We start from the raw sequence: 12,302 nt of genomic DNA on the forward strand, positions 1-12,302 counted from the left end.
ATTGTGAAAAGGCAAATACCACATACCGAAATACTTGATGATTCCACACTTTGGAACAGTCTGAAAGAAGGGAATGAAAATGCTTTTTCAATACTTTTTAAAAGGCATTATCCTCATTTAGTGCGTTATGGAAATTCCTTTATTCCTTTTCCTGAAAAAGTGCAAGACTGTGTTCAAGATGTTTTTACAGATATCTGGATTTACAGAGACAAACTGAATGATAAAGTGGTTGTAAAAGCTTATTTATTGGCATGTGTTCGTAAGCGAATTACAAGATCACAAGAACGGGATCACATTTTTCGCCTTAGCAGTTCCATAGATACCGTTGAATTTTTATTTGATTTTTCCATTGAACATGACCTTATCGCAGATGAAACGACAGCTTCTAAAGTGTCACACCTCAATCACCTGATTAATGATTTGCCTTCTCGACAAAAAGAGGCTTTATATCTTCGTTACAACCAAGAACTTACCGTAGACCAAATTGCAGATACACTTGATATTAATTATCAATCGGCAAACAATCTTTTACACCGCGCTTTGTTGAGCTTACGCAAAGAGTGGAAAGGAAATATCGCCCTTATTTTAGTGCTGTTTTCATTCGCTTTTTAGTTTTCTAAAAAATAAAGTCAAAAAAATATACCATTTAGTGAGTATCAATTAAAAAAATGGTCCTCTATATAATTGTAACCCCATTTTTTGATGCAACAACGTAACAATTATACCGAGATAGAACACTTTTTAGCTGATGAATCATTCCGATTATGGGTGTGTTTCAAAGACGACCAACAAGACTGGGAAGAATGGACTTTAGAAAATTCCAGTCGTGCTAAATTGGTAGAAGAAGCCAGATTATGGTTGTTAGCAATGAAAGTTCCTAATGATAATTTATCTTCGGATGACGTTCAACATGCTCTGGAAGCCACTTGGGAAAAAATTGAAAGAACAGAAGAAAATAAAAATGATACCGAAAAACCAGTTCTTAAACTTTTGAGAAAAAGATGGTTTAACGGAGTTGCTGCTGTTTTGATTTTAAGTCTTTTATCCGGTTGGTTGTACAATCAAAGCAACACCGCTGAAAACTCAGCACTTAGTTATAGTGAATTGATCAATGAAAATGAAGAAGGTCTGGTTGAACAAACTAATAATTCAGACAAACCACAAATTATAACGCTATCCGATGGCAGTTCTGTTTTATTACAACCCAACAGTAAATTAAGTTATCCTAAAATATTTGTGGGCAATGAAAGAAAAGTGTACCTCTCCGGTGAAGGCTTTTTTGAAATCAGTAAAGACCCTAAAAAACCATTTTTTGTATTTGCGAATGAAATTGTTACAAAAGTAGTAGGAACCAGTTTTAAAATAAAAGCATACGCTAATCAGCCAAATGTGGAAGTTGTGGTTCGAACTGGAAAAGTAAAAGTAAGATCTAATGAATTAATCTCAAATCCAAAAGACGAACTGATTGTTTTATTACCGAATCAAGCCTTACGATTCGTTCGAAAAAACTTAAGTTTTAATAAAATTACCGATATCACACAAGATGAATCATTAATTAATTCTACAAGCAATATCGAGCAATTGGGATTTGAATTCACAGATATTCCTGTGGCACAAATTTTCAAAACCATTGAGCAGGGGTATTTAGTAAAAATTGATTTTCCTCAAACAAAATTAAAAGACTGCTACCTCACAACATCTTTAACGGATCAGCCTTTGCCTGAAAAGCTTAAAATTATTTGTAAAAGCCTTGGAAACAATACGAGTTATGAAATGAATGGAAACCAAATTATAATTATATCAGATGGATGTAACTAACATTATCTTGCCTATGAATTAAAGTATACAATAAAAAAAGCGCCGAAAATGCTGTAACATTCCCGACGCCTTGAATTAAATCAATTCGCTCTCTGTAAAGAGTAATTGCTGTGCTCTACCAATACCCTAACTAACGAATATTAATAAAAACAAACCAAAACTATGAAAAAAACCGTCCTTAAACAACGACTACTAATTCGAATTATGAAAATAACCTTATTTCAATTTGTTTTAGCCCTTGTCTTTTCAAGTGTAACAATAGCGAATAATATCAGAGGTCAAAAAAAACTGGACACAAAGGTAACTATTACCGTGACCGATTTGAACTTAGATACTGCGCTGACTAAACTTGAGAAATTGGCACATGTGAAATTTTCGTACAATTCGAGAATGTCACAATTGAATCAAAAAGTGAGTGTTTATGCTAATAATGAAGCATTGTCAAGTGTACTGACGCGCATTTTAAAACCACTAAAAATCAATTACACCGAAGTAAGCAATCAAATTATTTTACAAAAGGAAGGAATCGCCAAAGCTGGGATTAATGGAGAAGTTTTCTCGACTTTAAATCAAAATACAATTGCCGAAATCATTAAAGGTCGTGTAGTTGATGAAAAAGGAGAATCTTTACCTGGCGTAACGATTCTTGTAAAAGGAACTACAAAAGGCACAACAACTGATATCGATGGAAACTATACTATTAGTGCTGAAATTGGAGATGTTTTGCAATTTTCTTATGTGGGTTTAGAAACTAAATTGGTAACTGTAACAGGAACTACATTAAACGTTACTTTAACAGGAAGTGGCGAAACACTACAAGATGTTGTCGTGATAGGTTCCCGTAATCCTGCAAGAACTGTAACAGAATCTGCAGTACCTATTGATGTGATTTCTATGAAAGACATTGCTTCACAAGGTCCTCAAGTTAACTTAAATCAAATTTTGAACATGGTTGCGCCATCGTTTACATCAAATACTACAACTGTAGCTGATGGAACGGATCATATTGACCCTGCTCAATTAAGAGGTTTAGGACCAGACCAAGTATTGGTATTGGTTAACGGGAAAAGAAGACATACTTCTTCTTTAGTAAATATTAATGGTTCACCGGGTAGAGGATCGGTAGGAACGGATTTAAATGCAATTCCTGCTTTTGCTATCGAAAAAATTGAAGTATTGAGAGATGGAGCTTCTGCACAATATGGATCTGACGCTATTGCGGGTGTAATCAATATTAACGTAAAGAAAAACACCAATAAATTAGATGTTGCTCTTTTTGCCGGAAGTAACTTTTCTAAAAATGCAAACGACCACACAGGAGGAAATGACGGTAACAACTACCAACTAGATTTAAACTACGGTACAGGTCTTGGCAAAGAGAAAAGTTTCATAAATGTGACTGGTAGTTTTCAATTGCGTGATGCTACAAGCAGAGCAAAAGAGGTTACTGGTAACTTATTCAATGCATACAACGCTGTAGAACAAAGAGCTGCTGAAGACGGAACAAATATCAACGCTTTATTTGGAAACATAACGAATACTCCAAATACAACACAAATACTTACCACAATAAAACAGTATGCTCCAGAAGTGGGTTATTTTACAGGCGCACAACAAACAGCAATACTTGGCGCAACAAATATTTCACAAATGCAAACCGCATTGAACTTTGATGCTACAGCAGGTGAATTAGCATACAGAGGTCTTGAAAGAAACAATTTCAATATGAGAGTGGGTCAATCTTCATTGCAAAGTGCTCAGTTCTTTTTGAATGCTGCTTATCCAATAAACGATAAATTGGAAGCCTATGCTTTTGGTGGAACCAGTTATAGAACGGGAGAAGCAGCCGGTTTTTACAGAAGACCTAATCAAGCCAGATCATACACGGGATTGTATCCAAATGGATTTTTACCAGAGATACATTCTACAATCAACGATGTCTCAGTTGCTGCTGGTCTTAGAGGTATGCTATTCGAAAATTGGAATTTTGACTTCAGCAATACTTTTGGAAAAAATGCTTTTGATTACAATATCGAGAATACGGTAAATGCTTCTTTAAGAGAAAATTCTCCAACTGAATTTGATGCTGGTGGTTTGGCTTTCTCCCAAAACACAACAAATTTTGACATGAACAGAAAGTTTGATGTTTTGGAAGGATTAAACGTTGCCTTTGGTGCGGAATATCGTCATGAAAACTTCGCTATCACTGCAGGTCAGCCAGAATCATATAATTTATATGATATCAACGGAGGTGTAGTTACAGGAACAACTGCCGCAAACATTAGAGTTACTGATTTTTACAATGGTGTTTTTGGTGGATATACTGGCGCAATATATGGAACTGCTAGTTCTGCCTATAACGGTGCAAGACCAAATGGCGCACAAGTATTTCCAGGTTTCAGACCTGCAAATGCAATTGACAAAGATCGCAACAGTGTAGCAGTTTATACTGATTTAGAACTAGACGTTACAGATAAATGGTTAGTTAACGGAGCGGTTCGTTTTGAAAATTATTCTGATTTTGGTAACACCACTAATTTTAAATTAGCTTCCCGTTACAAAATAACTGACAACATCAACTTACGCGGTGCCGTTTCAACAGGGTTTAGAGCACCATCATTACACCAAATTTATTTCAATTCAACCGCTACACAATTTGTAGGTGGCGTACCATTTGAAGTTGGAACTTTCAGTAATGATTCGCAAGCGGCGCAATTATTAGGAATTCCTAAATTGAAAGAAGAACAATCTAAAAGTGCCAGTATTGGATTTACAGCAAAAATACCTGAAGCCAATTTAACCTTTACAGCGGATGCTTATATTGTAAAAATAGACGACAGAGTTGTTCTTACGGATCAATTTTCAAGACCGGGCGGAACTCCTGCAGCTGGATCGCCAAATGCAATTTTGAATGCATTATTTGATACTGCCGGTGCCACAGCAGCAACTTTTTTTGCTAATGCAATTGACACGGAATCAAAAGGAATTGATGTTGTAATAAGTCATAAAACAAGTTTTGGAAATAACGTTTCTCTAAAAACAGATTTATCAGGAACTTTTTCTAAAACCTACAGAGTGGGAGAAATTCACGCTTCACCAGTATTAGAAGCTGCTGGTCAGGTAAACAGATACTATTCTGAAGCAAGTAGAGTATACTTACAAGAAGCAATTCCTAGAGTTAAAGCAAATTTAACCAATTCTCTTTCCTACAAAAAATTCGATTTCTTCTTGCGAAATGTTTATTTTGGTAAAGTTACTGATCCAAATACTGCAGACGTAAATGGCGACGGATTTATTGGAGCAACGATTATAAATGGGCAAGCAATCGAAAATGAGCATCCAATTTGGGGAGCTAAAATCATTACTGATTTATCCGTAGGTTTCAAAATTACTAAGGCTGCAAAAATTGTTATTGGTGCCAATAATATTTTTGATATCTATCCAGATTTAAATCTAGGTCCAATTTCAGCAAAAAGACCTACAAACATAGTTAACGGATCATTAACCCCTGCTTCTGGTTTGGATACAAGCGGAAATATTGCATATAATACATCTGCATCAACGGTTGATTTATCTAATGCAAACCAATTTGTATACTCAAGAAACACATCTCAATTTGGTCAAAACGGAAGATTTGTTTTTGCCAGATTAAGCTTCAGTTTCTAGAAAAAAATTTTTATAGTATAGAAAACCATCCTGCCACAGCGGGATGGTTTTTTTTGGCTTAAAATTTGGTTAAAAAAGAATCCAAACTTTGTACCTTTGCGACTCTAAAACTTTGCCCCTTAATTAAATGAATTTCCAAGTAGTATCCGATTACCAGCCGAAAGGCGACCAACCCCAAGCGATTGAAAAATTGACTCAGGGGATTATTGATGGTGATAAATTCCAAACTTTATTAGGAGTTACCGGATCCGGAAAAACATTTACCGTGGCCAATGTGATTCAGGAAGTCCAAAGACCCACATTGGTTTTGGCACACAACAAAACTTTAGCGGCACAATTGTACTCGGAGTTCAAGCAATTTTTTCCTAATAATGCCGTAGAATATTTCGTTTCCTACTACGATTACTACCAACCGGAAGCTTTTATGCCCGTAACCGGTGTTTTCATTGAAAAGGATTTATCCATCAATGAAGAACTGGAAAAAATGCGAATGTCAACAACTGCTTCGTTGCTTTCAGGACGAAGAGATATTTTAGTTGTGGCATCGGTTTCTTGTTTGTACGGTATTGGAAATCCTATAGAATTTCAGAAAAATTTAATTCCAATTGAGAAAGGACAAATCATTTCCCGAACCAAATTATTGCATCAACTGGTGCAAAGTTTATATTCCAGAACTGAAGCCGATTTTAATCCCGGAAGTTTCAGAATAAAAGGCGATACAGTAGATGTTTATCCAAGTTATGCGGATGAAGCGTATCGAATCCATTTCTTTGGTGATGAAATCGAGGAAATTGAAAGTTTCGACACAAAGAATTCTCAAGTAATCGAAAAATTTGACAGACTGACGATTTATCCGGCTAATATGTTTGTGACTTCGCCAGATGTGTTGCAAGGTGCGATTTGGGAAATTCAACAGGATTTGGTAAAACAGGTCGATTATTTCAAGGAGATCGGAAAACATTTAGAAGCAAAACGATTGGAAGAACGCACCAATTTTGATTTGGAAATGATTCGCGAACTTGGTTATTGCTCCGGAATCGAAAATTATTCCCGTTACCTTGATGGTCGTTTACCAGGAACCAGACCTTTTTGCTTGCTGGATTATTTCCCGAAAGATTACTTAATGGTGGTAGACGAAAGCCACGTAACACTTTCACAAGTTAGTGCTATGTATGGCGGAGACAGAAGCCGAAAAGAAAATTTAGTGGAATATGGTTTCCGACTTCCGGCAGCTATGGACAATCGTCCTTTGAAGTTTGAAGAATTTGAAGCTATGCAAAATCAGGTTATTTATGTTTCGGCAACACCAGCTGATTATGAATTACAAAAAACCGAAGGTGTCGTTGTGGAACAGGTAATTCGTCCGACAGGATTATTGGATCCCATTATTGAAATCCGACCAAGTTTAAACCAAATCGATGATTTAATTGAAGAAATTCAGGTTCGAGCCGAAATTGACGAACGTGTTTTGGTAACGACATTAACCAAAAGAATGGCGGAAGAATTAGCCAAATATTTAACCAAAGTCAATATTCGTTGTCGCTATATTCACTCTGAAGTAGATACATTAGAGCGAATCGAAATCATGCAAGATTTACGAAAAGGAATTTTTGATGTGTTAATTGGTGTGAATTTACTTCGTGAGGGCTTGGATTTACCCGAAGTTTCTTTGGTAGCCATTCTGGATGCAGATAAAGAAGGCTTTTTACGAAGTCATCGTTCGCTTACGCAAACAATTGGTCGTGCTGCAAGAAACCTGAACGGAAAAGCAATTATGTATGCGGATAAAATTACGGCAAGCATGCAAAAAACCATTGATGAAACCAATTATCGCAGAACCAAACAAATTAATTACAATACTGCCAATAATTTGGTGCCTCAAGCCTTAAATAAAAAAATCGAGAGTGCCTTTACCAAAAATCCTTTAGCAGATTATGAATTAGGCTATACTAATTCAATTGCTGCCGAACCTGTCACAGAATATTTATCAAAACCAGATATTGAAAAACGCATTCGAGAAAAACGTAAATCAATGGAGAAAGCCGCTAAAGAATTAGACTTTATGCAGGCGGCAAAATTACGTGATGAAATAAAAGCGTTGCAAGGACAATTGGTATAATTATTTTTTAAAAGTTGTATATTAACCCAAAAGAAACGAAATTGATATTTGAAAAACTTAACCTATCCGACAAACATTCTGCAGAATTTTTTCAAGACATTAGTAAGCTAATGAATTTTCAGGAATTTTCAAATAAACATATTTTACACACCGAAGGCGAAGTTTGCGACAAAATTTATATCATCCATAAAGGATTAGCCAGAGCCTATTATTATAAAGACGGTAAAGATATTACTGCCCATTTTGCCGTTGAAAACACTTCTATTACAGCCATAGATAGTTTTATTCAAAGGAAAAAAAGCAGATATAACATTGAATTATTAGAAGATACTTCTCTGTCATTTATAAGTTATAACGAATGGCAAAATTTACTTGCGGAGAAATCACATTATGAAAAATACGCTAGAATTTTTCTCGAAAACATATATATTGATATTGCAGAACGCATTGAAGATTTACTTTTCCACACTGCAAAAGAACGATACGATAAAATTACAGTCAAGTTTCCAAATCTTTTACAACGAGTAAACTTAGGACATATAGCATCTTATATTGGGATCACTCAAGAAACATTGAGTAGAATAAGAGCAGAAAAATAAATATAGGATTTTGATATATGTCAAAAAGATATCATTTCAGATGGACGTAACTTTGTCAAAATAATTTTTGAAATGAAAAACATTATATTTGAAAGTGCTATAAATATTGGTCAAAAAATTAAATCCAAAGAAATAAGTGTTGTAGAAATAGCTGAAGCTTTTCTAAATCAGATCGACAAACATAATCCTAAAGTTAATGCAATTTATCAGTTAAGGGATCGAGAAGAAATTATCAAGGAAGCCAAAGAAAAGGATTTACAAATTGCAAATGGAGAAAAACTAGGTTTACTTCACGGAATTCCGATAAATATAAAAGACAGTTTTTTAGTTAAAGGTTTAAAAACTTCTAATGGAGACCCAATGTTGAGAAATTATGTTGCAACTGAAGATGCTGAACTTGTAAAAAGGCTGAAAGAAGCAGGCGCGATAATTCTTGGGAAAACAAATGTTGCTTTATATTGTATCGATTGGCAAAGCAATAATTTCTGGAACGGAAGAACTAATAATCCGTATGATTTAAATAGGGCTGCAGGTGGAAGTTCTGGTGGTACTGCAGTTGCTGTTGCTTCTGGGTTTGGAGCTCTAGATTTGGGAGCAGATGCCGGCGGTTCAATAAGAGTACCAGCTCATTTTAATGGGATTTGCGGTTTAAGACCTACTGAAGGTTTACTTTCAAATAGAGGGCATCTGAAACATCCAAAAAAACCTCAAGGAAGAAGACATATTATTACACCAGGCCCTTTAGCAAAAAATGTTGAGGATATTTTATTGATGATGCAAGTTTTAACCAATTTCAAAAACCATCCACTTCCTGAAATTCCCAATGTAGATTTTAATTCAACTTTTTGGAATGGAGACAAACTAAATATCGCTTATGCTGAAACCATTAATAGTACCGAAGTGGATAATGAATACTTAACTATTTTCAATGGTTTCATCAATAAACTTAAAAACACCGAACATCATATTCAAGAAGAAAGCCCTATTTACGATGAAAAAAGAGCTTATTTAGAATGTCAGAAAATTATAGGTTTTGAAATAGGAATTAACAATCCCAAAGTTCCGCTATTAGCAAGTTTTATGTTTGGCTTTATTTATCTAAAATACAGAGATTTTTTATGGGCAAAAGGTATGGCTTTAGGACAAAGGCTTAGCAATATTAATTACGCCAAAGCAATCGATTATAAAGATCAATTCAGTGCTATTTATCAAGGTTTTTTGTCAAAATATGACATTTGGATTACGCCAGTTTGTTCTTTTGAAGCTTACCCACACCAAAATACACGGAAGTCATTTATGGTAAACAATAAAAAAGTTGGTTATACAGAAGCGATGGCTTCATTCAATTTTACAACCGCATTTTCAGGGCATCCAATTCTTGTAATTCCAATTGGAAAAAAGAGAAACGGATTACCCGTCGGAATTCAAATTCACTCCAAAAAATGGAATGATAAAAAACTACTCGAAATTGCAAAATATTTTGAAAGATTTACAAATGGATTTGAAGAACCAATATTATAAAAAATACTGTTGCTAATTGAAGTCGCTTTACCAAAAATCCTCTAGCCGATTATGAATTAGGCTATACTCTTTCAAATGCAGCCGAACCTGGTACAGAATATTTATCAAAACATGATATTGAGAAACGCATTCGTGAAAAACGAAAAAACATGGAAAAAGCCGCTAAAGAATTGGACTTTATGCAGGCGGCAAAATTACGTGATGAAATAAAAGCGTTGCAAGGACAATTGACTTAATTATGTTGTTCCTGAAAAACATTCAATAAAATCTCGCCATCAATAATTGCATTTGGCGCTTCATTCATCAACTTAAGAATTCGTTTTGTAGCTATAGGATTAAGTCCCATATCAATCGCTATTTGCAGAATAGCAGTCGTTTCTTTTTCATGCAAAATCCCATCACAATACATCAACAAGGCCAATCTGTAAAATTGTTGAATGCGTAAAAACTCCGATTTAATCGGTAATTGTGGTAACTCCTGATGAAATAAATCTTTAAAAACATCTATTTCGAAACTCAACTCATTAGCTATAATTGCTAAAAAATCATATTCTCTCTTATGCAAATATCCATCAACAGTGGAAAAAGCAATCATCTCCAAAAGTAAACTCCTCTTTTCTTCGAATGTATTCATCAAATTATTATTTTTAGCTAAAATATTGTTTTTAAATCAAAACACAAAAACTAATAATGATTCGACCACAGTTCCTACTGCTTCTCTTCTTTTTTACAATAGTAAAAATTGCTGCTCAGGACTCTGAACAGTCGAAACAAAGCACTGCTTCAAAACAAGTTTCTACTTTTACTATTGAAGCGCCACAACTTCAAACGGCAAAGAAAATTTGGGTGTATTTGCCAGAAAATTATGTAACGTCAAAAAAGAAATTCTCAGTCATTTACATGCATGATGCTCAAAATTTATTTGATGCTACAACTTCCTATTCGGGTGAATGGAATGTCGATGAAAAACTGGACAGCCTAAAAGCACCAATTATTGTTATAGGAATCGAACATGGAAATGACAAACGAATCGATGAATTAACGCCTTTTAAAAACGAAAAATATGGTGGTGGAAAAGCGGACAGTTATTTAGAATTTATCGTGAAAACATTAAAACCAAAAATAGATGAAACCTACAGAACCAAAACTGACAAGAAAAACACCATCATTATGGGAAGTTCCCTTGGCGGACTTACTTCCTATTATGCCATTTTAAAATACCCTGAAATATTTGGAAAAGCAGGTGTATTTTCTCCTTCATTTTGGTACAGTAAAGACATTTATAATCTGACTGAAAAATCCAAAAAGATAAAGTCTAAAATCTATTTCCTATGTGGCGATACTGAAAGTGACGATATGGTTTCGGATATGAACAAAATGGAATATTTATTAAATTCAAATAGATGTTACTGCCTTAATTTGAATGAAAAGAAAATTGTAAAAGGCGGGCAACACAACGAAAAACTCTGGCGCGATGGTTTTGTGAAAGCAGTGTTATGGCTTGGTTACTAAACCTCCTATTTAAAGAAACTCATTAATTTAAAGTGTAAAAATCAGATTCAAATGGAACTAATCTTAAGAGAATACAATCTCAAATTAAAACATACCTTCACGATTTCCAGAGAATCGATCGACTTTCAGCCTTCTTTGATTGTGGAGTTAAATAGTGATGGTTTTTCAGGTTTTGGCGAAGCAACTTCTAATCCTTATTACAAGACAACAGTTCCGGTGATGATGCAGGATTTGGAAAAAATTCGCACCATAATCGAAACCACTACAGATGAAACTCCGGAAGCTTTTTGGTCAAAGATTCACCCTTATTTAAAAGACGACATGTTTGCATTGTGCGCTTTGGATATGGCATATACAGATTTGTATGCTCATAAAAAAGGAAAGAAATTATACGAATTGTGGAATTATACTACTGAGAAAAATCCATTAACTGATTACACGATTGGAATTGCATCCATAGAAAAAATGGTGGCAAAAATGAAGGAACTGCCTTGGCCGATTTATAAAATAAAATTAGGGACTAAAGAAGACATCGCCATTGTTACAGAACTTCGAAAACATACAAATGCCATTTTTAGAATTGATGCTAATTGTAGTTGGGGAGTTGAAGAAACCATAAACAATGCTGTTGAACTGAAAAAACTGGGTGTGGAATTCTTGGAACAACCCATGAAAGCAGACAATTGGGAAGGACACAAAGAAGTTTTCAAACATTCGGTTTTGCCAATAATAGCAGACGAAAGTTGTATTATTGAGACAGATGTCGCCACATGTCTCCATCATTTTCATGGAGTGAATGTCAAATTAGTAAAATGTGGCGGACTAACTCCCGGAAGACGAATGATTCAGGAAGCCAAGAAATTAGGTTTAAAAACTATGGTGGGTTGTATGACCGAATCAACGGTTGGAATATCTGCGATTGCTCATTTATTACCGCAACTGGATTATGTAGATATGGACGGCGCATTGCTTTTGGCTGAAGATATTGCCACTGGAATAACAATAGATTTTGGTAAAATAAGCTATTCTGAAATCAATGGAACCGGTGTAACTTTAATGTAGTTTTA

Annotated in this window: 9 protein-coding genes and 1 pseudogene; 9 read left to right on the forward strand and 1 reads right to left on the reverse strand. The window is 34.9% G+C overall.

Features of this window, described 5'->3' with window-relative positions; translation table 11 throughout:
- Positions 1 to 3: 3 nt before the first annotated feature.
- The 7 genes and pseudogenes from ACNQGX_RS05130 to ACNQGX_RS05160 form a co-directional block, all read left to right on the forward strand.
- On the forward strand, positions 4 to 612 hold the full coding sequence (locus tag ACNQGX_RS05130; RefSeq protein ID WP_417974626.1) for an RNA polymerase sigma factor: 609 nt from the start codon (positions 4 to 6) through the stop codon (positions 610 to 612).
- Positions 613 to 702: 90 nt separating this feature from the next.
- Positions 703 to 1,818 carry a FecR family protein gene (locus ACNQGX_RS05135; RefSeq protein WP_417974628.1) on the forward strand — a complete coding sequence of 372 codons (1,116 nt, stop codon included), beginning with the start codon at positions 703 to 705 and terminating at the stop codon, positions 1,816 to 1,818.
- Positions 1,819 to 2,022: 204 nt separating this feature from the next.
- Entirely contained in the window at positions 2,023 to 5,484 is a 3,462-nt protein-coding gene (locus ACNQGX_RS05140) for a TonB-dependent receptor domain-containing protein (RefSeq protein WP_417974630.1), read from the forward strand.
- A gap of 127 nt (positions 5,485 to 5,611) precedes the next feature.
- Complete coding sequence (gene uvrB, locus ACNQGX_RS05145; RefSeq protein ID WP_417974632.1) at positions 5,612 to 7,603, forward strand: excinuclease ABC subunit UvrB; 1,992 nt, start codon at positions 5,612 to 5,614, stop codon at positions 7,601 to 7,603.
- A 110-nt stretch (positions 7,604 to 7,713) separates the two neighbouring features.
- Positions 7,714 to 8,202: a Crp/Fnr family transcriptional regulator gene (locus ACNQGX_RS05150; RefSeq protein ID WP_417974634.1), complete on the forward strand. Its 489-nt coding sequence runs from the start codon at positions 7,714 to 7,716 to the stop codon at positions 8,200 to 8,202.
- A 72-nt stretch (positions 8,203 to 8,274) separates the two neighbouring features.
- Positions 8,275 to 9,723: an amidase gene (locus ACNQGX_RS05155; protein WP_417974636.1), complete on the forward strand. Its 1,449-nt coding sequence runs from the start codon at positions 8,275 to 8,277 to the stop codon at positions 9,721 to 9,723.
- A 20-nt stretch (positions 9,724 to 9,743) separates the two neighbouring features.
- A pseudogene (locus tag ACNQGX_RS05160) lies at positions 9,744 to 9,959 on the forward strand (UvrB/UvrC motif-containing protein); the annotation flags it as partial.
- Here ACNQGX_RS05160 and ACNQGX_RS05165 read toward each other — a convergent pair.
- Positions 9,956 to 10,357, reverse strand: a complete 402-nt coding sequence (locus ACNQGX_RS05165) for an excinuclease ABC subunit B (RefSeq protein ID WP_417974638.1) — start codon at positions 10,355 to 10,357, stop codon at positions 9,956 to 9,958. The pseudogene ACNQGX_RS05160 and the gene ACNQGX_RS05165 overlap by 4 nt on opposite strands.
- A gap of 56 nt (positions 10,358 to 10,413) precedes the next feature.
- Here ACNQGX_RS05165 and ACNQGX_RS05170 point away from each other — a divergent pair, with 56 nt between their 5' ends.
- Positions 10,414 to 11,235, forward strand: a complete 822-nt coding sequence (locus ACNQGX_RS05170; RefSeq protein ID WP_417974640.1) for an alpha/beta hydrolase — start codon at positions 10,414 to 10,416, stop codon at positions 11,233 to 11,235.
- 51 nt (positions 11,236 to 11,286) lie between these two features.
- Positions 11,287 to 12,297 carry a dipeptide epimerase gene (locus ACNQGX_RS05175; protein ID WP_417974642.1) on the forward strand — a complete coding sequence of 337 codons (1,011 nt, stop codon included), beginning with the start codon at positions 11,287 to 11,289 and terminating at the stop codon, positions 12,295 to 12,297.
- Positions 12,298 to 12,302: the final 5 nt, after the last annotated feature.

The sequence above is a fragment of the Flavobacterium glycogeni genome (genome assembly GCF_048286775.1).
GTDB lineage: Bacteria > Bacteroidota > Bacteroidia > Flavobacteriales > Flavobacteriaceae > Flavobacterium.

Excerpts from the sequence above, each read along its gene's own strand:
- ACNQGX_RS05135 (WP_417974628.1), top strand. The coding sequence starts at position 703 with ATGCAACAACGTAACAATTATACCGAGATAGAACACTTTTTAGCTGAT.
- ACNQGX_RS05140 (WP_417974630.1), top strand. The coding sequence starts at position 2,023 with ATGAAAATAACCTTATTTCAATTTGTTTTAGCCCTTGTCTTTTCAAGT.
- uvrB (WP_417974632.1), top strand. The coding sequence starts at position 5,612 with ATGAATTTCCAAGTAGTATCCGATTACCAGCCGAAAGGCGACCAACCC.
- ACNQGX_RS05150 (WP_417974634.1), top strand. The coding sequence starts at position 7,714 with ATGAATTTTCAGGAATTTTCAAATAAACATATTTTACACACCGAAGGC.
- ACNQGX_RS05155 (WP_417974636.1), top strand. The coding sequence starts at position 8,275 with ATGAAAAACATTATATTTGAAAGTGCTATAAATATTGGTCAAAAAATT.
- ACNQGX_RS05165 (WP_417974638.1), bottom strand. The coding sequence starts at position 10,357 with ATGAATACATTCGAAGAAAAGAGGAGTTTACTTTTGGAGATGATTGCT.
- ACNQGX_RS05170 (WP_417974640.1), top strand. The coding sequence starts at position 10,414 with ATGATTCGACCACAGTTCCTACTGCTTCTCTTCTTTTTTACAATAGTA.
- ACNQGX_RS05175 (WP_417974642.1), top strand. The coding sequence starts at position 11,287 with ATGGAACTAATCTTAAGAGAATACAATCTCAAATTAAAACATACCTTC.